At 40.8% G+C, this 25,084-nt stretch carries 19 protein-coding genes and 2 tRNA genes; 17 read left to right on the forward strand and 4 right to left on the reverse strand.

All coding sequences use genetic code 11. The annotated features are described in order from the left end of the window. Nucleotides 1–90: 90 nt before the first annotated feature. Entirely contained in the window at nucleotides 91–843 is a 753-nt protein-coding gene (locus tag E4O04_RS04635; protein ID WP_253710250.1) for a transposase, read from the reverse strand. Nucleotides 844–1,198: 355 nt separating this feature from the next. Between E4O04_RS04635 and E4O04_RS04640 the strand changes: the two genes are divergently transcribed. Next, nucleotides 1,199–1,351, forward strand: a complete 153-nt coding sequence (locus E4O04_RS04640) for a hypothetical protein (RefSeq protein ID WP_253685126.1) — start codon at nucleotides 1,199–1,201, stop codon at nucleotides 1,349–1,351. Nucleotides 1,352–1,702: 351 nt separating this feature from the next. Here the strand turns inward: E4O04_RS04640 and uvrC are convergent, their stop codons facing one another. From uvrC to selA, 3 genes are read right to left on the reverse strand one after another with little or no spacing between them, the layout of a single operon-like run. Continuing rightward, the gene (gene uvrC, locus E4O04_RS04645) at nucleotides 1,703–3,613 is read right to left on the reverse strand and encodes an excinuclease ABC subunit UvrC (RefSeq protein ID WP_371922264.1); all 1,911 of its coding nucleotides are present in this window, start codon (nucleotides 3,611–3,613) and stop codon (nucleotides 1,703–1,705) included. 2 nt (nucleotides 3,614–3,615) lie between these two features. Beyond that, a complete protein-coding gene (locus E4O04_RS04650) occupies nucleotides 3,616–5,244 on the reverse strand; it encodes an ATP-binding protein (protein ID WP_253685125.1) in 1,629 nt (542 codons plus the stop codon). Between the two features lie 15 nt (nucleotides 5,245–5,259). Further along, nucleotides 5,260–6,606, reverse strand: a complete 1,347-nt coding sequence (gene selA / locus E4O04_RS04655) for an L-seryl-tRNA(Sec) selenium transferase (RefSeq protein ID WP_253710253.1) — start codon at nucleotides 6,604–6,606, stop codon at nucleotides 5,260–5,262. A 176-nt stretch (nucleotides 6,607–6,782) separates the two neighbouring features. On the opposite strand from selA, the gene E4O04_RS04660 reads away from it, so the two are divergent. The 16 genes from E4O04_RS04660 to E4O04_RS04735 all read left to right on the forward strand — a co-directional run bounded on the left by E4O04_RS04660 (nucleotide 6,783) and on the right by E4O04_RS04735 (nucleotide 25,015). After that, nucleotides 6,783–8,942 carry a peptidase domain-containing ABC transporter gene (locus E4O04_RS04660; protein ID WP_253685123.1) on the forward strand — a complete coding sequence of 720 codons (2,160 nt, stop codon included), beginning with the start codon at nucleotides 6,783–6,785 and terminating at the stop codon, nucleotides 8,940–8,942. Continuing rightward, on the forward strand, nucleotides 8,939–10,078 hold the full coding sequence (locus E4O04_RS04665; RefSeq protein ID WP_253710256.1) for an HlyD family secretion protein: 1,140 nt from the start codon (nucleotides 8,939–8,941) through the stop codon (nucleotides 10,076–10,078). The genes E4O04_RS04660 and E4O04_RS04665 overlap by 4 nt, the downstream gene beginning before the upstream one ends. Further along, the gene (locus E4O04_RS04670; protein WP_253710259.1) at nucleotides 10,075–11,484 is read left to right on the forward strand and encodes a hypothetical protein; all 1,410 of its coding nucleotides are present in this window, start codon (nucleotides 10,075–10,077) and stop codon (nucleotides 11,482–11,484) included. The genes E4O04_RS04665 and E4O04_RS04670 overlap by 4 nt, the downstream gene beginning before the upstream one ends. Nucleotides 11,485–11,688: 204 nt before the next feature. Next, nucleotides 11,689–11,761: transfer RNA gene (locus tag E4O04_RS04675), tRNA-Thr, on the forward strand. A gap of 41 nt (nucleotides 11,762–11,802) precedes the next feature. After that, nucleotides 11,803–11,973 (forward strand): 50S ribosomal protein L33, encoded by a 171-nt coding sequence (gene rpmG, locus E4O04_RS04680; protein WP_044977405.1) that lies wholly within the window; start codon nucleotides 11,803–11,805, stop codon nucleotides 11,971–11,973. A gap of 43 nt (nucleotides 11,974–12,016) precedes the next feature. Next, nucleotides 12,017–12,089, forward strand: a tRNA-Trp gene (locus E4O04_RS04685). A 24-nt stretch (nucleotides 12,090–12,113) separates the two neighbouring features. Next, on the forward strand, nucleotides 12,114–12,293 hold the full coding sequence (gene secE / locus E4O04_RS04690; protein WP_002667596.1) for a preprotein translocase subunit SecE: 180 nt from the start codon (nucleotides 12,114–12,116) through the stop codon (nucleotides 12,291–12,293). A 3-nt stretch (nucleotides 12,294–12,296) separates the two neighbouring features. Next, on the forward strand, nucleotides 12,297–12,854 hold the full coding sequence (gene nusG, locus E4O04_RS04695) for a transcription termination/antitermination protein NusG (protein ID WP_253691870.1): 558 nt from the start codon (nucleotides 12,297–12,299) through the stop codon (nucleotides 12,852–12,854). 90 nt (nucleotides 12,855–12,944) lie between these two features. After that, nucleotides 12,945–13,376, forward strand: coding sequence for a 50S ribosomal protein L11 (rplK, locus tag E4O04_RS04700; RefSeq protein WP_253710261.1), 432 nt, complete (start codon nucleotides 12,945–12,947; stop codon nucleotides 13,374–13,376). Between the two features lies 1 nt (nucleotide 13,377). Next, complete coding sequence (gene rplA, locus E4O04_RS04705) at nucleotides 13,378–14,058, forward strand: 50S ribosomal protein L1 (RefSeq protein WP_253710264.1); 681 nt, start codon at nucleotides 13,378–13,380, stop codon at nucleotides 14,056–14,058. Nucleotides 14,059–14,060: 2 nt separating this feature from the next. After that, on the forward strand, nucleotides 14,061–14,651 hold the full coding sequence (rplJ, locus tag E4O04_RS04710; RefSeq protein ID WP_253710268.1) for a 50S ribosomal protein L10: 591 nt from the start codon (nucleotides 14,061–14,063) through the stop codon (nucleotides 14,649–14,651). 116 nt (nucleotides 14,652–14,767) lie between these two features. Continuing rightward, on the forward strand, nucleotides 14,768–15,157 hold the full coding sequence (rplL, locus tag E4O04_RS04715) for a 50S ribosomal protein L7/L12 (RefSeq protein WP_253677093.1): 390 nt from the start codon (nucleotides 14,768–14,770) through the stop codon (nucleotides 15,155–15,157). Between the two features lie 148 nt (nucleotides 15,158–15,305). After that, nucleotides 15,306–18,809 carry a DNA-directed RNA polymerase subunit beta gene (rpoB, locus tag E4O04_RS04720; protein ID WP_253710270.1) on the forward strand — a complete coding sequence of 1,168 codons (3,504 nt, stop codon included), beginning with the start codon at nucleotides 15,306–15,308 and terminating at the stop codon, nucleotides 18,807–18,809. A 24-nt stretch (nucleotides 18,810–18,833) separates the two neighbouring features. Continuing rightward, a complete protein-coding gene (gene rpoC / locus E4O04_RS04725) occupies nucleotides 18,834–23,108 on the forward strand; it encodes a DNA-directed RNA polymerase subunit beta' (protein ID WP_253710273.1) in 4,275 nt (1,424 codons plus the stop codon). Between the two features lie 328 nt (nucleotides 23,109–23,436). After that, nucleotides 23,437–24,303 carry an Rpn family recombination-promoting nuclease/putative transposase gene (locus E4O04_RS04730; protein WP_253685115.1) on the forward strand — a complete coding sequence of 289 codons (867 nt, stop codon included), beginning with the start codon at nucleotides 23,437–23,439 and terminating at the stop codon, nucleotides 24,301–24,303. A gap of 40 nt (nucleotides 24,304–24,343) precedes the next feature. Further along, a complete protein-coding gene (locus E4O04_RS04735) occupies nucleotides 24,344–25,015 on the forward strand; it encodes a type II toxin-antitoxin system HicB family antitoxin (RefSeq protein WP_371922280.1) in 672 nt (223 codons plus the stop codon). Nucleotides 25,016–25,084 lie beyond the last annotated feature (69 nt).

Consider the following 25,084-nt stretch of genomic DNA (forward strand, 5'->3'; position numbering starts at 1 on the left):
TAGCTTTTTTATAAATTGTCTAGTGTAAAACTTGGATTCTTTATCTTAGTTCCCTTACTTTTCATTTTATTACCTATATGCTCCCTCATTTTATTTCTTTAGATAGCAATATCGGCATAAGTTGTATGTTAAGTTCATCATTATTATCGAAAATGTTGCACGAGCTAATCCTATCGTTCTTACATAGATACCTTTCATTGAGTTTGTCATAAAGCCAAATACATGTTCGACTCTCGCCCGTATTTTTGATTTTTTTCTGTTACTGATTTTTTGTTTTTTACTAAGAGGTTTCCCTCTTGCTCCTCTTTCACAAATTTGTTTTTCTTGCCATTGTTCAGGAATTTTTCCGTTTTTAATTTGTTCATTTTCATCTTTGCTGTTATGCTGTATCGGAGCTTCTACTATTGTCGCATCTATTATCGTTCCCTCTTTTCCTATTAAGTTATTTCTAGCTAATTCTTTTCCAAACTTTTCAAATAACTTTTTTGATACTCTCGCTTCAATGAGTTTTTCTTTAAAAAGCCATATTGTTTTTGAATCGGGTACTTTATCTTTTAATTCCAATCCTAAAAATCTCATAAAGGATAGCCGATCGTTTATTTGATATTCCATTTGATCATCACTTATGTTGTATAATTTTTGTAAGATTATTATTTTAAACATCATTACATAATCGTATGCAGGTCTTCCGCCTAAACCTTTTGGCTCTTTGGTTAATGCTTTTTTTAATAGTGGTTTGAATATTTCCCAATTTATTTTTTCGTTTAATTTTTCAAGACTATCTCCTAACTTGCTTAATACTCTTAAACGATCTTCTTCATCAAATAATCCTTTTTGTTTCATACCTCATTTTATCATCTTTTTTAATCTTTTTTAAAGAGGGTTTTTAGAGGTGCCCTTTTATTGTTTTAAGTATTTTTTGTTCTGAATCTTCCATTTTTCCAGGTATTGTTTTTGCTTTAGGACATGTCTTCCTTGTTCTTGAGTCAAGTAAACTTTCACCCGAATTATGAAGCCGCCAAGATGTTTTATTTAAAGCCGATAAATCAATCCAAGTGTTCAGGCCGTAACACCTGTACCTATTATACGGTAATTCGGTTTCGGTATCAAGATACTGCAGTTTTACCTAATTCTCTTTCCCGAATAATTCTTTTTTTAAGAAGAGATACCTCTGTGTTTTGTAATTATAGGCAAAGGTTTGTCGTTTCCTATAATTTGGAATTGCCGTGATACTCTTGCCCATGTTTCTTATTGGCTTGAGTATTCATCCAATGAACTGAATTTTGTAATTAATAAGCTGCCGAAGCCTGAATCTGAGGAAGAAAATGCTTCTTTAAATGCGATTAATTGAAGCATTTTTGAAAAGAACAAAAACTCCAAGCCGGAGGAAGTTTTAAATAAACTTTTGGAAGTTTTTGCAAACTACAAAAAAATTATAAAGTCCGCCTAGATATTCTTAATTCCCGTAAAGAAATTTTATTGCTTTATTCTGAGGGAGCAAATAGTGTTTTTTCTTTAAAAAAGTTTGTGGAAAATACTAATGAATTTCTTAAACCTATTGAAGAAATTAAAAAACTTTGCGGATCGGATCCCATGGCTGAAATTCTTTATAATGAAACCAAAGCTTAGTTTTTATCTTTGCGCAGCTCAAGCTTCGGTTTGACTAGTTCCAACCTTGGAGAGTTTTGCTGCCAGCAAAACTCTAAGATTGAAAATGTACAGGATGTACATTTTCAATCGCCCCCAATACCTCTTCTGCCTGTTTTAAAGAAATCTTTACGGCTTCTGCAATAGCTTGTGCTGTTACCGTTTTTAAGGTTTCCATATTGTCGAAGGCTTTTAACAAAGCATGGGCTCTTTTTTTGCCGATGTGGGGGAGGTTTTCAAATTCGGTTTTGAGTTTGTTTGCCCGCCTGAGTTTATTATTTCTGGTGTTCGAAAAGCGGTGAGCTTCATCTCGTATTCTTTGGAGGAGGCGGAGGGCATCGCTTCTTCTCGGGAGGATTAGGGGCTCTGAATTATGCGGAAAATAAACTTCTTCGTTTTTTTCGGCGAGGCCGATAACCGGAATTCCGAGGTCCAGGGCTTTTATGATTTTGCTCGCCGCATTTACCTGCCCCAAGCCTCCGTCTATCAGGATTAGGTCTGGAAGGTCGGCTCCCTCGTTTACAAGGCGGGTGTATCGGCGGGCTATTACCTCCCTCATCGAAGCATAGTCGTCGATTACGCCGTCTGTGTTTTTCAGCCTGAATATCCTGTAATTCTTTTTATCCGGATTTCCTTCTTTAAAAGAAATAAGGGCGGCCACAGTAAAGGTTCCGCCGAGGTGAGCAATGTCGAAGCCCTCGATACGCTGAGGAAGGCAGGGGAGGTTAAGCCTTTTTTGTAAGTCCTCAACTGCCGCAAAATCTCCTTGTTCTCTTAGACGGCGCAGGGCATCTTCTTTTGCATTAAAGCGTGCCATCTTCAAGGCGGCCTTGTGGTGTTTAATCTCAGCCTGAGAAAGATCGGGCGGCTCTTTGGCTGTGTACTCCGGTGTTTTGTCCGCCGCTTCTTCGATTTCCTCTAAAGGAATGATGCTTATCCTTGTCTTTGCGTGAAGCTCCTCGTTAAGCCATTTTTCGATGAGGGCGTTTCCATCGGCGGCTTGAGGAATAAAGATTTTAGGCGGAACCTCGTTTGCCGAAACATAATAAGCCGATACAAACTCGGATAGTATTTCGCCTTCTTCTTTTAAGCTGTGCGAGCGGTAAAGGTCCCGCCCTACAAGGCGTCCGTTTCTCATCTTTAAAACCGCTATGCTGATCATGGTTCCTTCAAAGGCCCAGGCAATATAGTCGCGGCTTTCGGGATCCATGTCCTGAACTATGTTTTGCCCGCGGAGAGCGTAAACTGCCTGTATTCCGTCACGGAGGCGGGCGGCCTTTTCAAACTCTTTTTTTTCTGCCGCCTCTTTCATCCTTTCTTTTAAGGCCTTAGAGACATCCTCTATTTCGCCTTCCAAAAGTAGGGTAATTTCTTCTATATCCTTACCGTATTCTTCTGCGCTTATCTTTCCGCAGCATGGAGCCTTGCATCTTCCGATATGAAAATAAAGGCAGGGCGTATCCCGCTTTTTTAACCGCTTGCATTGACGCAAGGTGTAATTATGCTTTATCAGGGCCAAGAACATATCGACTGCCGAAACATTGGGGAAGGGCCCGAAATATTTTGAGCCGTCATTTTTAATGTTCCGCGTGCGGTAAAGCTTCGGGAATTCTTCATTGGTTAATTTTAAGACGGGATAGGTTTTTCCGTCTTTAAGATTTATATTGTACCTCGGCTTGTGTTTTTTGATTAGTGTGTTTTCCAGGAGGAGGGCCTCATACTCGTTATCGGTTTGAATGTACTCGATTGAATCGGCACGCGAAACGAGGATGCGGGTTTTAATATCCCTGTTCGATGTAAAATAAGAACTCAGGCGGTTTTTAAGCGACTTTGCCTTTCCCACATAGATGACCGTCCCTGCCTTATCCTTCCAAAGATAAACCCCGCTCGTTTTCGGAGCCGAGAGAGCAACCGCATGAAGTTTTTCGCGAATGGTGTTTTTTTCGATAGATAAAGGTTCTTCCATATTTATAATTTTTCAATGATCCATTCTTTGATGGTTTTTAAGGTTTGATCGAAACTTACACCTATTGCAATGATTTTCTTATTCCCTGTATTGTACGGCTCGGTATATGCTTTTTCTTTTATTTGATTTAATGCCGTTTCGGCAGTTCCTGATCCGTCAATTTTAAATTCAAATACATAGACGTTATCTTCTGTAGTTACCACACAGTCAGCCCTGCCTGTTGAGCATTGAACTTCCGTTTCGACAAATTGCCCCATCAACTTAAATACAAGATAGACTGCCGTTTGGTAGTTTTGCTCCCTCAGTTTAATTTTTTCTTCGTTTAAATTAGTACCAAAATTATCATACGGGATACCCGATATTATCGCTTTCAGCCTTTGCATAAAAGATTCGGCATTTCCTTCCTCAATATCTTTTGAAAATTCTTTAATCGAATAGGCTGTTGTAGTTGAATCCAGACTTGAGTAGGCCGGGAGGAGACTATTTAAAAAAGCATAGCGTACTTCATCATTAGGAAATCCCAATGTATAAAGTTTGTATTTTGTATTATAGCTTTTGATCGTTAAATATCCTGCCTGAAAAAGAATAGGAATCGGAGAAGCCGAATCAGCTCTATAATCAGTTAAACCGGCTTCGTCAAGTTCTATCTTTCCGTCTAAATCCTGAATATTATATTGTGTTTTTTTTAGATAGTTTACCAAAAAAGTCGGAGTACCTGTTGCAAACCAATAGTTTTTAAACTCACAAGAGTCAAAGGTATTTAGAATACTAAAAGGATTATATACAGCTTGTCCGCCGCCGGTAAAGAGATAACCGTCATAGCTGTTTTTTAGTTCTTTTAGTGTTTCAGTCATGCTCATATTATTGACTTTTGCAAGCTTTTCAATTTCTACATTGAAAACGGTTTCCATCTCATTTTGTGTAATACCGCAAATTTCTGCATAATCGTTCAGCATACTTATATCTTTTAGATTATTCAAATCGCTGAAAATACTTACCTTGCTGAATTTTGTAACTCCTGTTAAAAAAGCAAATCTTATATACTGGTCGCAAGTCTTTATCGCCGAATAAAAAGCTTTGAGAATGTTGCGGTATTCTTCATTCAAATTTTCGTTTACTTCCATGGTTTGCAAAAGAGGTTTGTCATACTCATCGACAAGGATAACAACTTGTTTGCCTGTCTGCTTGTGAAGAGATAAAATTATCTGCATAAACCTGAGCTCAACATCGCCTGATGTCTTTTTGAGATTATAGGTTTCTTCTATCAAATCAAGATGCAAGTTTATAATACTTATAAGCGATTCGGTTTTTATATAATTTTTTGTGTTAAAATCAAAATAAAGAACAGGATATTTCTGCCAGCTTGCTTCGCCTGTTTTTAGGTTCCTTTCTTCTTCCGCTTTTTCGATATACAATCCTTTAAAAAGTTCTTTTTGCCCCAAAAAATAGGCCTTGAGCATAGAAAGAAAAAGACTTTTTCCAAAACGGCGGGGACGGCTTAAAAAGTAAACTCGATTTGAATGTACCAGCCGAAAAATAAATTGGGTTTTATCTACATAGATAAATTTATCGTTTCTCATGACCTCAAAACTTTGAACACCTATGGGAAGTTTTCTGGACAAATCAAGCATAAGCTCCTCCTATACTTACAAACACTTGTTCAAAGATTCTATTACATATTCATCATCTTTTTCTTCGATGCTTGCAGGATGAATATAAAAAGAATCTTCTTCGATGAAGCCTATTATCGGAATCGGCATTTCGCGCAAAAGTTTTTTTAGTTTTTCGCAAGGCGTTTTAGTGTTTAGTTTTACGGCCCAAGAGCTGAATCCCGTGTCCGGAGTGCTGCCTCCTCCGAGAGAAAAGTTTTTTTGAACTAATTCGCCCGCTCCGTTTTTTATGCCTGAAATGATTTTTTCGGCACGCTTCTTTATTTTCTTTTGGTCTAAAGAAAGAGCTCTTTGAGCTGCCGACTCCCCACCGTTTAAATAGAGGATGAGGCTTTCCTGCATGAGGCTTGCGACAGCCCGTCCTACGCGATAGGTACGCATGAGCTGATTTTTAGCTACGGTTTGAACGAGTTCCTTTTTTCCTACAATCCAGCCTGCCTGAGGGCCGCCCAAAATCTTGTCTCCCGAAAAGCAAACAAGGTCTGCTCCTTCTTTTATGATAGAAGAAACTGTCGGTTCTTCGGGAACATTTAAAGATAGGTTTCCGGAGCCCTGATCTACTGCAAGGATTATGTTTTGCGGAAGGATGCTTTTGATTTCGGAAACGGAGGGTTGTTCCGTAAAGCCGCGTATCTTGTAGTTTGAGGTGTGAACCCAGAGCACCATGGCCGTGTTTTCGTTTATTGCTTTTTGAATGTCTTTAAGGCTTGTGATATTTGTCGTGCCGACCTCGACGAGTTTACAGCCTGCCATCTCCAAAATTTCCGGAATGCGGAAACCTCCGCCTATTTGAACCTGCTGGCCGCGGGAAACTATAACTTCCTTTCCGCCTGCGAGGGCCTTCAGCATTAAAAAAACCGCCGCCGCATTGTTGTTCAATATGAGGGCATCTTCGGCTCCGGTCAAAAGGCTCATGCAGTCGTTTAAAAACTCGAACCTCTTTCCGCGGTTGCCGTCGCGTAAATCCATTTCAATAGAAGAATAGCCTGAGGCGGTTTCCTTTGCCCTATCCCAAACTGTTTGAGGGAGGGGAGAGCGGCCTAGGTTTGTATGCAGAATGATTCCCGTTGCGTTTATTACGGGTGTGATTTTTGTGCGGATTATGGGCCTGCACAGCTTGTTTATCTCTTCGGCACAAGCCTCAAGTGAAGGCACCTCGCCTCCGGCCCTTGCCTTTTTGCGTATGTTTTCCAAATACTCTGAGGCCGTTTTTACGACAAAGGGCCTTCCGATAAGAGCTGCCGTGTTTTTCAATATATCTTCGTTTAAAAGTTTTTCGACTTGCGGAATTCTTGCAAGCGGATTTGAATTTTCTTTTGCCATGGGGGAAGTATAGAATAGAAAGCCTCTCTTGTCAAGGAAGGGGAAATTGGGGTGTCTGCAAACTTGAGCCGGTAAAATCTACTTATATCTTCAAATTAAATAATTTTTTTTGTCTCATATTTAAAAAATTACTATTGATTACAAAAAAAAACTATAAGAATTATAGAGAGGTAGATATGAAAAATATAATTTTACAAAAAAACCGCGAAGATTGCGGTGCTGCATGTATTGCAAATATATGCAGGCATTATGGGAAGCCGATCGATATAGGCAAGATACGAAAGCTGCTTCAAAGCGGTAAAAGAGGAACCTCAGGACTGGGAATAATTAATGCTGCCGAGACCTTAGGTTTTTCATGCCGAGGGGCTGTTTCGGAATCAAAAGAAATTCCAAAAAACATCCCCACGCCTTTTATCGCTCATATGATAAGGGGAAGCGATAACCATTATCTTGTCGTTTATAAATCGGATTCAAACTATGTTTATTTGGCAGATCCTTCCGAAGGATATAAAAAAATAAACATAGAGGTTTTTCAAAAAAATTGGACAGGGGTGTTTTTTATACTCTTGCCCTATCCGGATTTTTCCGAAAAAGATTCTTCATCAAAGGGCTTAAGCAGATTTTTGCCTATTTTAAGATCTCACAAAAAAATATGTGCGGAAATTTTAATTGCGAGTGTTATCCTATCTTTTTTGGGTATTATTAGCGCGTTTTATTTTCGATTTTTGATTGATGAGGTTCTTAGCTCCAATTTGAGAGAGTCCCTTACAGGTTTTTCGATAGGTTTTTTGGGCGTAATTGTTTTTAGAAGCCTTTTGGGCTTGGCCAGAAATCAGCTGTTGATGAATATGAGTTATAAGATTGATACGGTTCTGGTTTATCGATATTTTGAGCATGTTCTTCACTTACCGATGCGTTTTTTTACCAAAAAAAAGACCGGCGAGCTTCTTGCAAGGATGAACGATACGGTTACCATAAGGCAGGTTATTTCCGCTACAGCCCTGACCGTCGTTTTAGACTCCTTGATGCTTATTTTCGGAGCAATTTTTTTAATTTCCCTCGGGTCAAATCTTCTTGTTGCAGCCCTGGTACCTGTGCTTGTAAGCTCTGTTTTGGTGTGGCTGTATGCAAGGCCTTATCAAAAAATGATAAGGGCCCGGGCTGCCGCCGAGGCCGAAAAACATGCCTGCATCGTTGAAAGTCTAAACGGAATAGCTACAATCAAGGCCTTGGGTGCCGAACCTAAGGCCCTTGAAAGAGCCGAGTTTAAAATCGTAAATGCTGTCCGAAAGGGTATCAAACTCGCATCTTTTTCAAATTATCAAAACAGCCTTCAAAATTTTATCGGAAGATGCGGAACACTGGCTATTTATTGGTTGGGCAGTTTGAGCATCTTAAACGGTTCAATGTCCTTAGGTCAGTTGATTTCCTTTGTAATTCTTTCAGGTTATTTTTTGGATCCTCTTGCAAGGCTTTTAACCCTTCAGCCCCAGCTTCAAGAGGCCTATGTTGCTGCCGAGCGTCTTGCCGAAATTTTTGATGAAGAAACGGAAGAAGATCTGGACAAGGGAAAAATTGAATTGGGAGGACTTTCAGGTAAGATCGATATAAAGAATCTATCCTTCAGCTACGATTTTCATTCAAAAAATTTAAAGAACATAAATTTGAGTATAAACCCCGGGGAAAGGGTCGCCTTTGTCGGGGCTTCAGGTTCAGGCAAGACCACCCTTGCAAAGCTTTTGATGAAATTTTACTCTGCACAAGAAGGAGATATTTTTATAGACGATATAAATTTAAAAGATCTAAAAAACGATTCTTACCGTAAGCAAATAGGTTATGTTCCTCAAGACATTCTCTTGTTTTCGGGAACCGTCGCGGAAAATATAAATTGGAGTTCGGGAAACAGTGATTATAGGCGGATGATTTCGGCTGCCGAGGTTTCAGGTGCTTCTTCATTTATAGATGCTCTTCCGGACAGGTACAACTCTCTTGTCGGGGAGCAGGGTACAACCCTTTCCGGAGGAGAAAGGCAACGCATAGCCATTGCCCGCATCCTTTTACACAATCCTTCCATGCTGATTTTAGATGAGGCTACATCGGCCTTGGACGGAATTTCGGAATCGGAAGTTTTAAATACCCTAAAAGAGATTACTATGGGCCGCACTTCGATAATTATTGCCCACAGATTAAGCTCCATTAAGGACTGCGACAAAATATTCGTATTCGATAAGGGGGAAATAGCCGAGACAGGATCCCACGCAGACTTACTCGAAAAAGACGGTGTGTATTCAAGATTGTGGGAAACACAAAATAGTGTAGAGGAGGTGGTAGCATGAAATCCATTCTGTATGTTGAAGATTTAACTTATACCGGCGAAGTGCTTCAAGAGCAAAAAACGGGAATTTTCAGCTCGGTAATTTCAATTATTTGTCTCCTTGCGGTCTGTACAATCGCCTGGCTTTTTTTGGGAAAAAAAGAAGAGGTTGTAAGGGCATCAGGAATGGTACGCCCTATAGAAAATGTTTCCTTTGTAAAAACCTTTACGGCAGGAAAAATACAAAACATCTACTTTACCTCAGGTCAATATGTCGAAAAAGGTACTCTCCTTTTAAGTATTGACAACACGGTTGCTCAAAAAGAAAGACAGAACCTCGAAGCTCTGATCCTTAAAACCGAACAAAAAATTAAGGATGCGCAAGTTTGCATCGAAAGTGCTGAACAAGACTTAATGCTCGTTCCTTTTGAAAGGGAAATAGCTTATAAGCGTATGGAAAATTATTTTTCGGTAAAAACTAATTTGGAAAAAGCTCTGGAGCTAAGCTCCAGAATTTTTGAAGAAGAAAAAGCTCTTCCATATTTCAGTTTGGCAAATCAAAAACTTGAGCTGCTCAATTTAAATATTGAAAAGAGCAAAAGAGACTTGGATCAGTATAAAAATTCTTTTTTCCATTCTCTTCTAAGCGAAAAAGAGGCCTTAGAGTTTCAAAAAGAAAATTTACGTAATTCCCTTTTTAAGGTAGAAGAAAGTTTAAAACTTTTTACCCTCTATGCTCCGATTTCGGGAGAGGTGCAGGAACTTTCATCCCTTAACTGCGGGGATAATGTTTTTAGCGGACAGGAAATATTAAAGATTGTGCCTTCCTCAAGTGAAAACATTCGGGTTGTGCTAAGACTTCCTTCTTCAAAGGCGGGACTTGTAAGAGAAGATATGAAGGTTCGTTTAAAATTTCCCGCCTTTCCTCATCACGAATTCGGCAGCCTTGACGGGCTGGTGGAAACCATCCTTCCTGATGTTTTCTTAGGTTCAAAAAGTTCCGAATATGCCGTCTTTGTAAAATTGGATGGGAATACCTTGCCTGATAAAAAAGGTATTGCTCATTTTCTAAAAGTGGGATTGGATGCCGAGGCATCGATAATCACCGAAGCAGGTTCTATCCTGTCATTTATATTAAAAAGATTGGAGGTAAAATGAAAAAGTTTGTGTTAAGTATAATTTTGGGTCTTATTTTGCTTTCAGCTCATGCTGAAGTAAAAATGGAAGTTGGAATAAAAGAGTTTTTTGATAGGGTAAATCCCCTTATCGAAAAAAATCGGCAATATAAAAAAATGGAATTGAGCTTCAAATTGAATGAGATGAGTCTTTTTTCGGAATTTTCAACTTGGACCCCGCTTCCATACCTTGATTTAAATACTTCCTTTTCCGGTACCGAACTTGATAAACGCTATAATGCTCTTGATCTTGCTTCATCCTTGGGGATTAGTCAAAGGCTTCCCTTGGGCATGAGCTTTAATCTTACAGGTAAGCAATCGTGCGGAATCTTTTTTGATAATAAGCCGGACTACGCCTATAAATTTAGCTCCTCGGCGGGGCTAAGTATTCCGCTTTGGTTTATGGCGCCTTCTGCCCTGCCCGATTTTGTAAAACAAGACTTAGGCCTTCATCAAAGGAAAAAGCAGCTTTTCATACTTGAAAGAGATAATAACAAAAAAGCCTTGATCATAAAAATGATTTCGGCCATAAGCTCGGAAAAAATCTTAAGGAAAAAGATAGAGCTTTTGAAAAATGTTCAAAAGTGGAACATTGAAGAAAAAGAAAAAAATGAAATTTTATTTTCTCAAGGAAAGTTATCTGTTTTGGATTTTTCCGAAAAAAATAAAAAAATCCGGCAAGAGGAAATTTTACTGTTTCAAACTGAACAAAGCTATCAAGCTCTTATGAGCGAAATAGAAGCCATGGGTTTAGCTTTTAATGATTTGAGCGAAGATATAGATTCTTGGCTTGATTTTTTTGAAAATTTTGCTTTTTATCTTCAAAGAGAAGCATTGTCCGAGGATGAGTTAAGTCTTTTGCGGCATGAGGTCTCTTGGATGCAGTCGGTTCAAAATTTTAACAGCAGGATTCCACGTCTTTTTTTCTCGTTCAATGCAGATGTACTTCCTTCTAAAGAAAATTATTCGTCTTTTCCGGCTGCCTTTATGGGATATTGGAAGGATAATCCTACGCTCAAATGGTCGGTATCCATGAATTTGCGGATAAACCTCTCTCCCTTACATGATGATTTTAGGCTGAACAAAAATTTCAAAATTTTAAAAGAAATTAACTCTTTGGATGAAGCTTTTTTAAAACATAATATTGGGGAAGAAAAAAACAAAGGATTAAAAAATATCGAAAGAGCCCTGTTTGTATCCGAAATGTCAAAATCCGTCCTTGACATTCAAAAAAAGTACTTTACCCTCGCCGAAGAGCTTTATAAACAAGGTAAGAGCAGTATTCACGAGTTATACGCCGCAAAAAACCTCTTGGAAGAAACCCAAATCAATTATTATGCTGAAAGATTGTCTTATGTTTTGAAGGTTTTGGATTTTTATAAGTTTTAAAACTTCCTTTTTACTTGCTGAACTACGGTTTAAAATGATGTAAGGTGCAGTAAAATCTTTAAAAGAATTTGACTGCACCTTTTTGTTTGATTAACCCTTAAAATTTAACTTCTTTATTTACATTTTACTATATATTCCTCATCAAGCTATTGACAAAAAATACTCTATTTGATAAAATGCCCGAACCTATTTTATGGGTATTTTGCTCCTGTAGCTCAGTCGGCAGAGCACAACCATGGTAAGGTTGGGGTCAGCAGTTCAATTCTGCTCGGGAGCTTTTCGGAAACGATGACCTAGAATTTTGCGGAGGGTAAAGAAATGGCTAAGAAAACAGCTGTAGAGCTCATAGCTCTTCAATGCAGCGAATGCAAAAGAAAGAATTATACTACATCTAAGAACAGAAAAAACATTCAGGGTAAACTTGAATTGATGAAGTATTGTTCTTTTGATCGCAAGCATACATTGCATAAGGAAACAAAGATAAAGTAGTCGAATAAGTCCGTGTCTATAGGCAGCGGGCTTAGATTCAATTAGGTCAGTAGCTCCAATGGTAGAGCGTCGGTCTCCAAAACCGAATGTTGAGGGTTCGAGTCCTTCCTGGCCTGTAATTTTAAAAAACGAGGTTTTTTATGGCTAAAATTGGAACTTTTTGGAAAGAATGTATAGGAGAGCTTAGAAAAGTTGTCTGGCCTACAGCTTCTGAAGTAGGATCTTCAGTAAAAGTAGTGTTGATTTCTACCCTTATTGTAGCTGTTTTTCTCGGAGGCCTTGATGCCTTCTTTATAGCTTGTGTGGGTTGGATATTTTAAGTAATGGCTAAGGCTTGGTACATTCTTCATACCTATTCAGGTTATGAGAATAAGATTGAAAGAACAATACGTACTCTTATAGAAAAAGGGATTATTTCTGCAGACTTTGTTACCGATATAAAAATACCTGAAGAACTTGTAATTGAAAATAAGGGCGGAAAAAAACGCAACGTTAAACGCAAGTTTCTTCCCGGGTACATGCTTGTAGAAATGAATCTTCCTGATCTTGGCTGGAAAAGTGTTTGCTCCGAAATCCGCAAAATTCAAGGTGTTACAGGGTTCTTGGGCACGGCAGGTAATGAAAAGCCTCAGCCTATTTCTTCAGAAGAAGCAAAGGAAATCTTGCAAAAAACGGGAGAAATTAAGGGCGACAAGAATATCCGCGTTATTCAAAATTTCAGTGAAGGACAGCATGTCAAAATCATCGAAGGCGCTTTTGCCTCGTTTACAGGCGTTATCGATGAGGTTATGGCAGATAAGAATAAGTTAAGAGTTATGGTAGCGATTTTCGGCCGTACTACACCGGTTGAAGTCGAAATGTCTCAAGCCGAAATCATTTAAATTTTAAACAAGGTGCGGTGCCATGCATCAGCACTTTAATTGTATATTACGGGAGGAGGGAGACCTCCGTTTGTACCGGAAGGAGAGAAGATGGCAAAGAAAAAGGTTGTGACACAGATTAAACTTCAGTGTCCCGCAGGAAAAGCAACTCCTGCGCCGCCTGTAGGCCCGGCTCTAGGTCCGCACGGTGTAAGTGCGCCCCAGTTTGTACAGCAGTTCAATGACCGTACAAAATCCATGGAGCCCGGTTTGGTTGTTCCCGTTGTTATCACGGTTTATGCCGATAAGAGTTTTACTTTTATCCTCAAAACACCGCCAGCATCGGTTTTAATCAAAAAAGCCTGCAAGATTGAAAAAGGTTCTGCTACATCGGTTACCGCAAAAGTTGGAAAACTTTCAAAAGCCGCATTGGAAGAAATCGCAAAAACAAAGATGCCCGATATCAATGCAAACGACATTGAAGCTGCAAAGAAAATTATTGCAGGAACTGCACGAAGTATGGGTGTAGAGGTGGAGCGCTAGTATGAAACACGGAAAAAATTACAAAAATGCACTTGCAAAGTATGATTCTGCAGCATCCTATGAGCTTCCCAAAGCTGTTGACATTGTCAAAGAGCTTAAATATGCCAAATTCGATGAAACAGTCGAAGTTCATGTAAGCTTGACCCTTGGTAAGGGACAGAGTGTTAGAGATACCCTTGTTCTCCCTCATCAGTTTAAGGGCGAAAAAAAGGTTTTGGTTTTTTGTACGGATGACAGAGTAAAAGAAGCTCTTGATGCAGGAGCTGCTTATGCCGGTTCTACGGAATACATTGAAAAGGTAAAGGGCGGCTGGCTCGATTTCGATATCGCAGTTGCTACCCCTGATATGATGAAGGATGTAGGACGCTTGGGTATGGTACTCGGCCGCAGAGGCTTAATGCCTAACCCCAAGACAGGAACAGTTACCACGGATATTGCAAGCGCTATCAATGAGCTTAAAAAAGGCCGTGTAGAATTCCGTGCCGATAAGGGCGGAGTTGTTCATCTCCCTGTCGGAAAGGTATCTATGGATTCTGCCAAGATTGCAGAAAACGTACAGGCTCTTATTAACGAAACGATGAGAAAAAAGCCTGCTGATGCAAAGGGCGACTATATCAGATCCGTATCTATTAGTTCGACAATGGGCCCCGGTGTTTGGGTTGATTATAAGGTAGGAGAGTAAAAATGGCATTAAGAACAAAAAATCCGAATCGCCAAAAAACAGAAGCGATTGAAAGCATCAAAAACGATGTAAAGGCCTCCTCCTCTTTTATTTTTACCGAGTACAGAGGCTTAAAGGTTGAGCAAATCACTGAACTCCGCAAAAAGCTCAGAGAAAATGCTTGCTCATACAAGGTTGTACGCAATAACTTTGCACGCATTGCATTTGAAGATGCAAACATTAAGGATGTAGATTCTTGGTTAACTGGACCTACAGCCTTGGCTATGGTTGCAGAAGATGCAAATATGGCTGCAAAAACCTTGTTTGAATATGCAAAAGATGCTCCCGCCCTTGTAATTAAGGGTGCTGTAGTTGACGGAGAAGTTTACGATGCTAAACAAATCGAGGCATTCTCAAAACTTCCCGGCAAGAAGGATCTTATTGCAATGTTTATGTCTACAGTCAATGCTACAACTTCCAAGTTTGTACGGACCTTACAGGCGATTGTGGATAAGGGAGATGCTAAACCTGCGGCTGAAGCTCAGGCTGAACCCGCTAAGGAAGAGGTAGAAAAGTCTGCCGAGACTGCTCCTGATGCAGCTCCTGAGGCTTAAACCTATAAATAAGCTGTTTTACGCTTATATTTTAAGCAGTCAGGCTTCAAAAGCTGACCCCCTGTCTGCTTAATGTGCTAAAAGCACAAAAATCTAAATTTTAAGGAGAAGATAATATGGCAGCATTAACAAACGAACAAATTATTGAAGCAATCGGCGAAAAAACGATTCTCGAACTTTCTGAGCTTATCAAAGCTATGGAAGAAAAATTCGGTGTAACAGCCGCTGCTCCCGTTGCAGTAGTTGCAGGCGGAGCTGCCGGAGGTGCAGCCGCTGAAGAAGAGAAAACAGAATTTACTGTTACTCTTAAAGGCCTTGCTGATCCCGGTAAAAAGATCGGTGTTATTAAGGAAGTTCGAAACGTTATTCCCGGTCTCGGCTTGAAAGAAGCTAAAGAGCTTGTTGAAGGAGCTCCGAAAGTCCTTAAAGAAGATGTTTCTAAAGAAGAAGCAGCTAAAATTAAGGAAGCTATTACAGCAGCCGGCGGTGAAGTTGAAATTGCTTAATAAGCAAAATACCGGCTTTATGCCGGACATTGCAGTGTTTTTTTCAAAAAAGAACACTGCAGCATAAACTATGAATTTTCTCTAAGACTTCCTGTATGAAATTTCAGGAAGTCTTTTTGTGATTAAATATAAACTTGGGAGGTAAGGGATGTTTGCAAGAGGCCAAAAAATAGATCGAAGGTATTACGGTAAGGATGTTCCGAATTTTATGGAGCTTCCAAACCTCATCGATATTCAGATTCAATCTTACAATAAATTTTTAAACAAAGAAAAAAAGACAGATGAGACCGAGATTGAGGGCTTAGAATCGGTATTCCATACAACTTTTCCTATCGAAAGTATAAATGAAGACATGGCTTTGCAATATCTATCCTATTCTCTCGATTACGATAGTATTAAATTTTCCGAAATTGAATGCAAACAAAAGGGGCTTACTTATTCTGTTCCCCTAAAAGCCGAAATTGACTTGTTCTTCAAAGAAACCAAAGAAATACGCCGCAAAAATATCTACATGGGCGATATTCCTTTGATGACGGAAAGAGGAACCTTTATTATAAACGGAGCGGAACGGGTTGTAGTTTCTCAGATTCACCGCTCGCCGGGTGTTATCTTTTCGCATGAAAAGGGAGTTTACTCAAGCCGCATTATTCCCTACCGCGGAACATGGCTTGAATTTGAAATAGATCAGAAAAAAGAGCTTATTTATGCAAAGCTTGACAGCAAAAAGCGAATTTTAGGTACGATTTTTTTACGAGCTCTCGGGTATGATACGCGGGAAAAAATTATCGACCTTTTCTATAAAACTAAAACTGCAAAAATATCTTCAGACAGGACTGAGTACGAAGAATTGATCGGTCAGGTACTGGCAAGGGATGTTTTTGTAAAGGGTGAAGACGGCGAAAAACGTAAAATGCATCAGGCCGGAGAAAAAATTCATCCCCACAACATAGACGATTTAATTCAAAATGACGTTAAAAAGATTACTATAATAGACTTTAAGGCAAAGGAGTCCTTAGACTCTCAGATTATCATCAACTGCTTTGAAAGGGAAGAAATTAAGTACACTCCCGATCCTGCAGTAAATGATGAGCCCACTGTTGAAGATGCCCTAAATGCAGTCTACAGCGTTATCCGTCCCGGAGACCCCATTACTTACGAAAATGCAAAAGAAGATCTTCACAATATGTTCTTTACTGCACGCAGGTACGATATAGGCAAGGTCGGCCGATATAAGTTAAATAAAAAATTCGACTACTCTGATGATGTGAAAGGTACAACCTTAATCGAAGAAGATATATTTAAGACCATGAAATTTTTGATAAAGGTTTACATAGGTGAAGAGAGTATTGACGATATCGACCATCTAGGCAACAGGCGAATTCGCTCGGTCGGCGAAATTATGACCGATGTTCTAAAAAAAGCCTTCTCCAGAATGGAACGCATTGCCCGCGACAGGATGAGTTCCAAGGAGATGGATACCATTAAGCCTCAGGACTTAATTTCGATTAAGCCCATCGTTGCAGCTATAAAAGAATTCTTCGGTGCAAGCCAGTTATCCCAGTTCATGGATCAGGTAAACCCTTTGGCCGAGCTTACTCATAAACGCCGTCTTAACGCCTTAGGTCCCGGCGGTCTTTCACGCGACAGAGCCGGTTTCGAGGTCCGAGAAGTTCACTATACTCACTATGGAAGAATGTGTCCGATTGAAACCCCTGAAGGCCCGAATATCGGTCTAATCGTTTCTATGGCAAACTATGCAAGAGTAAACGAATACGGCTTTTTGGAGGCCCCCTATGTAAAGGTTGTAAACGGGGTTGCTACCCGCGAAATTGAGTACTTGTCTGCAATGGATGAAGACAAATACTTTATCGGTCAGGTTTCTTCCGCTATCGGAAAGGACGGAAAGATTAATACTGATCAGGTTTCGTGCCGAAGACTTGGCGACTATACTTCAATAAGCCCTAAAGATATTCAATACATGGACGTTTCGCCCAAACAGATTATATCCGTTTCGGCTTCTCTAATCCCCTTCCTTGAGCACGACGATGCTAACCGTGCCCTCATGGGCTCCAACATGCAGCGTCAGGCTGTTCCCCTTGTTTTCCCCGAGCCTCCGCGTGTCGGAACAGGTATGGAAAAAAAGTGCGCCTATGATTCGGGCGTTTTAATAAAGGCAAAGAGGCCGGGAAAGGTTGAGTATGTTTCTTCCGATACGATTATCATAGCCCCCGAAAGGGGAAAAAATAAGGAAGATAAGGACGAATACACCTTATTAAAATATCAAAGAACAAACCAGGAGACCTGCTACCATCAAAGGCCCATCGTCAATGTAGGAGACACGGTTAAAGAAGGTCAGCCCATCGCAGACGGACCTGCAACCTATAACGGAGAATTGGCCTTAGGCCGAAACATTCTCGTAGGTTTCGTTCCTTGGAACGGTTATAACTATGAAGACGCTATCTTAATTTCACGCAGAGTCGTAAAAGAAGATATGTTCACTTCTATTCATATAAAAGAGCTTTCAACCGATGTCCGCGAAACAAAGCTCGGTGCCGAAAAGATGACCTGCGACATTCCGAACAAGTCCGAAAAGAGCTTGGACGACCTTGACAGCGAAGGTATTATCCGCATAGGCTCTAAGGTAAAGCCCGGCGACATCCTTGTCGGTAAGGTTACTCCGAAAAGCGAAAGCGATACGACTCCTGAGTTTAAGCTCCTTAACTCTATTTTCGGTGAAAAGGCTAAGGAAGTTAGGGATACCTCATTGCGCGTTCCCCACGGAACCGAGGGTACGGTTATAGATGTTCAGCGCTTAAAGAGGAATCAGGGGGACGACTTGAGTCCCGGCGTAGATGAGGTTGTAAAGGTCTTAATCGCCACAAAACGAAAACTCCGCGAGGGAGACAAGATGGCAGGCCGCCACGGAAACAAGGGCCTTGTAGCCAGAATTCTCCCCGAAGAAGATATGCCATACATGGAAGATGGAACTCCGCTCGATATCTGTCTAAACCCGCTCGGTGTTCCCTCACGAATGAATATCGGCCAGATTCTTGAATCCGAACTTGGCTTGGCCGGTTTAAAACTCGACGAATGGTACGAGTCTCCCGTTTTTGAGTCACCCAGCATGGAGCAGATTGAAGCCAAACTTAAAGAAGCCGGCTATCCGACAAGCTCCAAGGTAAAACTCCGCGACGGTTTAACAGGCCGCCTCTTTGAAAACGAGGTTTTTGTCGGCGTTATCTACTTCTTAAAGCTGGCCCACCTTGTCGACGACAAGATGCATGCCCGCTCTACCGGTCCTTATTCTCTCGTTACCCAGCAGCCCTTGGGCGGAAAGGCCCAATTCGGCGGTCAGCGCTTGGGAGAAATGGAAGTTTGGGCCCTCGAAGCCTATGGTGCTGCCAATACCTTGCAGGAACTTATTACAATCAAGTCCGACGATATGCACGGACGATCCAAGATATACGAATCCATCGTTAAGGGCGAGCCTTCAAGCTCCGCAGGAATCCCCGAATCCTTTAACGTATTGGTACAAGAATTAAGAGGTTTAGCTCTCGACTTTACAATCTATGATGCAAAGGGTCAGCAGATTCCTTTGACCGAAAGGGATGAAGAGCTAATCAAACGCGAAAAAACAAGTACTAACTTTTAACGGAAGTAAGGAGAGGGAGAGATTATGAGAGATATACAGGATTTTGACAGCTTGATGATAAGGCTTGCTTCACCCGACACTATCAGGGCATGGTCCTATGGAGAAGTAAAAAAGCCTGAAACAATCAATTACCGAACCTTGCGTCCGGAGAGGGACGGTTTGTTTTGCGAAAGAATATTCGGAACCACAAAGGAATGGGAATGTTTTTGCGGAAAGTTTAAGTCAATCCGCTATAAGGGAGTTATCTGCGACCGCTGCGGTGTTGAGGTTACTCACTTCAAGGTCCGCCGTGAACGTATGGGTCACATAGAACTGGCTGCCCCCGTTTCTCACATTTGGTATTACAGATCCGTTCCCAGCCGAATGGGACTCCTCCTCAACTTACAGGTGGCAGCCCTAAGGTCGGTTTTATACTACGAAAAATACATCGTTATCGATGCAAATGATACCGACTTGGAACCCATGCAGCTTTTAACCGAGGATGAGTACAGGGATGCTCACGAGCGTTACGGAGCCGCCTTTACGGCCGGTATGGGTGCAGGAGCTATTAAGACCCTCCTTCAAAACATAAATTTGGATGAACTTGCAGATCAATTGAGGGCTAAGATGATTGAAAAGGGTGCAAAAAGCGACCAGCGCCTTTTGCGCCGAATCGAAATAGTCGAAAATTTCAGAGCCTCAGGCAACAGACCCGAATGGATGATTTTGGATGTTATTCCGGTTATTCCTCCCGATTTGCGCCCCATGGTTCAGCTTGACGGAGGACGCTTTGCAACCTCAGACCTTAACGACTTATATCGAAGGGTAATCCACAGAAACAGCCGTTTGAGCAAGCTCATGGAATTAAAGGCTCCCGATATCATCATCAGAAACGAAAAAAGGATGCTCCAGGAAGCCGTTGATGCCTTGTTCGATAACTCAAAACGCAAAAAGGCTATTAAGGGAGCTTCAAACCGCCCCTTAAAGTCCATTTCGGATCTTTTAAAGGGAAAACAGGGCCGGTTCCGCCAAAACCTTTTAGGTAAGCGTGTCGACTACTCAGGCCGATCCGTAATTGTTGTAGGCCCCGAGCTTAAGCTCTGGCAGTGCGGTCTTCCCACCAAGATGGCCTTGGAGCTATTTAAGCCCTTTATAATGAAAAAACTCGTTCAAAAGGAAGTCGTTTCCAATATTAAAAAGGCAAAGCTTCTTGTAGAACAGGAAGCTGCCGAGGTTTTTGCAGTTCTTGATGAGGTTGTAAGCGAGCACCCCGTTCTTTTAAACCGTGCTCCGACCCTCCACCGCTTGGGTATTCAAGCCTTTGAACCCGTTTTGGTAGAAGGAAAGGCTATCCGCCTTCATCCTCTTGTATGTAAGGCCTTTAACGCCGACTTTGACGGCGACCAGATGGCTATCCACGTTCCGTTGACACAGGCAGCCCAGATGGAATGCTGGACCCTTATGCTTTCAGCCCGGAACCTCCTCGACCCTGCAAACGGAAAAACAATAGTTTTTCCGACACAGGACATGGTTTTAGGTCTTTACTATCTTACAAAGGAAAGGGCTCTGCCTGAGGGTAAAAAGGAGCGCCGGTATTCTTCTGTTGCAGAAGTTTTGATGGCGGCAGAAGGTCATGCCGTAGGCTGGCAGGAACCTGTTTTAATCGACTATGAAACAGAACCGGGCAAAATTGAAAAAGTAAGAACTACACCGGGAAGAATTCTATTTAATGAAGAAATGCCTGAAGGCGTTCCCTTTACAAACGATGCTTTAAACGATAAAAAAATACGAAAACTCATAGAAGATGTCTTTAAGGATAAGGGCCCGTGGCTGGCTGTACAGCTTTTGGACAAGCTCAAGGCTGTAGGCTATAAGTATGCTACCTATTTCGGTGCAACCTTGAGTATGGAAGACATGATTATTCCGCCTGAAAAGGCCGGAATGCTCGAAAAGGCCAACAAAGAGGTTTTGGAAATCTATAACCAATACAAGGGCGGCCATATTACTCAAGAAGAACGCTATAACCGTGTAGTTGACGTTTGGCAGAAGACAAACTCCAACCTTAAAGAGATTCTTATGAACCGCCTGCAAGAAGACAAGGGCGGCTTTAATACCATCCACATGATGGCTACATCAGGTGCCCGAGGTAATAAGGATCAGATAAACCAGCTGGCAGGTATGCGAGGTCTTATGTCCAAGCCTACAGGCGACATCATCGAGCTTCCGATTAGATCAAACTTTAAAGAAGGCTTAAACGTTATGGAATTCTTTATTTCGACCAACGGTGCCCGAAAAGGTTTGACCGATACGGCTCTTAAAACCTCAGACGCAGGTTACTTGACAAGGCGTCTTGTAGATATTGCTCAAAACGTAGTCGTAAACGAAGAAGACTGCGGTACCATTAACGGAATTGAATATGCCGCAATCAAGCGCGGGGACGAAATCCGTGAATCCTTGAGCGAGCGTATTGCAGGAAAATACACCTTGGAGAGGGTTATCCATCCCATTACGGGAGAGCTCCTCATCGATGTAAACGAGTACATTACTGATGAGGTTGCTAAAAAGATAGAAGAAGCCGGTGTTGAAACCGTTAAGCTCCGCACCGTTTTAACTTGTGAATCCAAGCACGGTGTTTGCGTTAAGTGCTACGGCAGAGACTTGGCCCGAAACCGAATTGTCCGAATAGGGGAGGCTGTAGGTATCATCGCCGCCCAGTCCATCGGTCAGCCCGGTACCCAGCTTACGATGCGTACCTTCCATGAGGGCGGTACGGCTTCTAAAAACGTTGAAGAGAACAGAATAGTATTTAACGATTATTCTATCATCGTTCGAGGCATAAAGGGTTCCTATGTAATTCTTAAAAACGGAAATTTCCTCTTTACAAGAAAGGGCGAGTTTACTTTCAGCAGGGTACTGAACGAGTACGCTCTTAAAAAAGGTGAAACTCCGCTTGTAAGTACAGGAATGAGGGTTGTAAAAGGAAATCCTCTTTATACATTAAAAAACGGAAAGGAAGTGCTTTCCGAAAATATAGCTATTGCCGAAGTCAGAGATAATATTATCTATTTGATTGGTCAAGAACAGACAATAGAGATAAGAAACGGCTCTGAGGTTGTGGTAAAAGAAAATGATGTTATAAAGGCCGGAGAAACGGTAGGTACCTTCGACCCCTTTGCCGATCCCATTTTGGCAGAATATGACGGTTTTGTCCGCTTTGAAGATATTCTTCCCGGTACAACCTTAAAGGAAGAAGCCGACGAAGAAACAGGCGTTGTCGAAAAGCGAATAAGCGATGCTCATTTCGATAAGATGCAGCCGCGTATATTTATCTCTGATGAATCCGGTAATACTGTAGGTGAGGATTCTTACTTCCTTCCCGGAGGTGCTCAGCTCTTGGTTGAAGAAGGTCAGGCGATTAAGGCCGGTGCAATTCTTGCAAAGATAGCAAAAGAGTCGGTAAAGACAAAGGATATTACCGGAGGTCTTCCGCGGGTTTCAGAACTCCTTGAAGCCCGAAGGCCTAAGTCTCCTGCTGTTCTTGCCGCCATTGCCGGTGTTGTTACCATTAAAAAGGGCTTGCTCAAGGGTAAGAGAACTATTATGGTCCGCGACGAGTACGGCCATGATGTAAAGCACCTTGTTCCTATCGGAAAACGGATGCTTGTCCGTGACGGCGATACTGTAAAGGCCGGAGAACCCTTGTGTGACGGCAGCTTTGATCCGCACGATATTTTAAATATTCTCGGTGAAAATGCCCTTCAAAACTACTTGATGAAGGAAATCAAGGAAGTTTACGATGCTCAGGGCGTTACCATCAACGATAAACACGTGGGTATAATCGTCCGTCAGATGCTCCGAAAGGTAAAGATTGTTTCGGTTGGAGATACCAAGTTTATCTTTGACCAGCAGATAGATAAGTACCGCTTCCATGAGGAAAATAAGAGGGTTAAAGAAGAAGGCGGTCAGCCTGCCGTTGCCCGTCCCATGTTCCAAGGAATTACAAAGGCTGCCTTAAATATTGACTCCTTTATTTCGGCCGCTTCATTCCAAGAGACCACAAAGGTTCTTACAAATGCCGCTATCGCAGGTTCATCCGATGAACTTCGCGGCTTAAAGGAAAACGTAATTATCGGTCACCTAATCCCTGCCGGAACAGGTATGAAGCAGTACCGCGATATTAAACTTTTCGATAAGAACAAGAGCGATCTGGATGTTCAGATGAACGAAATCCTAGAGCGCCGAAGGCTTGAAGCCGAAGCTGCCCAAGCTCTCGAAGAAAAAGAACTTATCGAAGAAGAAAACTTTTTGGATGATATCTAAAATCTAGGGGGAGAGACAACCCCGTTCAGAGCAGAGTTTTCACCTCGAAACTTCGTTGGGTGTACTCCCCCTATAACCCCCTCTCTTTCTCGCGCTGCCAAAGGGCTCGCTGCCCTTTGGAATCCCGCAAATTACCATAGAATTTGGATAGCTCTTTAGTTGAGATTGAAACAAAAGGATTTGGCTTCATCCTTTTGAAAATTCACTTATTTTAAAAAAGTATAACTTTTTTTTTACAATCTTACTATCTATATATAAACAATCTCTATAATAATTATGAAAGAGGAATTTTTTTTCTCCTTTTTAAATCATTTTTATGGAGGTTGATATGATGCAACCGTTTAAAATTACTCTCCGCAATGACTATGCTTTTAAGCGAGTGTTCGGAGTGGATGAAAACAAAGATGTCCTACAAGATTTATTGGAATGCATCTTAGATATTCCCTCGGAGGATATTGCAGGCTTGGAACTCTTGGATAAAGAGTTTCATAAGGATGCCATAGGCGATAAAACAGGTGTTTTAGATGTAAAATTACGCCTGAATAACAACACCATTATAGACATCGAAATTCAGAACAGGTGGAACAGCGAATTTGTCCAGCGCACTATTTTTTATTGGGCTAAAATGTACACGGAAAACTTAAAAACAGGTGAAGTGTATACAAAACTGCCCAAATGTATTACAATAAACATAGTGGGTGAGGGCTTTGATTTAAATACGCTTTTACACAGTGAATACAATGTAGTCGAAAAGCACCTAAATGATAAGCTTTCTGATGAGTTTGAAATCCACTTTTTAAATTTAGCCAAAGTAAAAGAAGATTATGAAACCACTGAAGAAAATGAAAATGAAAAGAAGCTGTATAACTGGCTAAGATTTATCAAGACAAATAATCCGGAGGTGAGAAAAATGCTGGCACAGGAATCGCCGATGATGATAAAGGCTAATGAAACTATAGAAGTAATGTTGCAAGATCCAAAAGAAAAATGGCTCTATGAAAACCGAATGAAATATGAACATGATAAAGCTTCATGGAAACATGTAGGTTATCAAGAGGGTGTTGAGTATGGTATTAATAAAGGGGTGTACCAAAACAAGCTTGCAACTGCAAAGAATTTACTTGAAATGGGGCTTAGCTTAGATTCCATTGTAAAAGCAACCGGTTTAAGTCTTGATGAAATAGAAAAACTATGATTAATTAAGATAAGCTCGTGTTTAGGAAAAGGAGGCTATGATGAACATAATCTATGAAACCAATGGCTTAGGTTTTCTTGGCTGGGTAATTGATTTGCCGGGAGCTTATATCCGTGGGAAGACACTGGAAGAGGCTGGGGGTAAAGTCAGTAAAGAAATAACTTTATATAATGAATGGCTTAATCTTGAAACCGATATCGATATGCAAATAAATGAAGAAATAAAAAAATCCGATTTATGTATTCAAGATGCAGATTCCGATATTATATTCGATTCGGAGCTGCTTGATTTTGATAAAAAAGAAGATTTTATCTTTTGGTGTGATAAGGTTCTAATTTCCGGAAAAAAAACTGAGGAAATATATAAAAAAATGAAGAGAAAATCGTTGATTGATATTACGATGAAGCGGAAAACTTTTTACGGTGATGTGTATTGTACAATTAATGATCAATATCGTCATATTGTTAAGGTGCAAAACTACTATTTAAATCAAATCGGTACTGAAATGAATATAGATGATGAGCTCCGGCTCAACCGCATAGAATTCATAGAAAAACTAAAGGAAAAATATCTAAAAGATGGCAATAAACTTTATCGTAATGAGAGTGAGGATTGGACAGTTAAAAAAGTAATTCGAAGAACTATTTGGCATGACCGCATTCATATCAGGGCTATAGAAAGAATGGAAAAACGATTAAGCGGAATGGTTTGATCTTATTAAAATATGTTAAATTTAGATACAAAAATTTATATTTGTGTTATAATAATTTAGTGGAGGTAT

Origin of the sequence: Treponema sp. OMZ 799 (genome assembly GCF_024181365.1) — a bacterium.
In the GTDB taxonomy this organism is placed as follows: domain Bacteria; phylum Spirochaetota; class Spirochaetia; order Treponematales; family Treponemataceae; genus Treponema_B.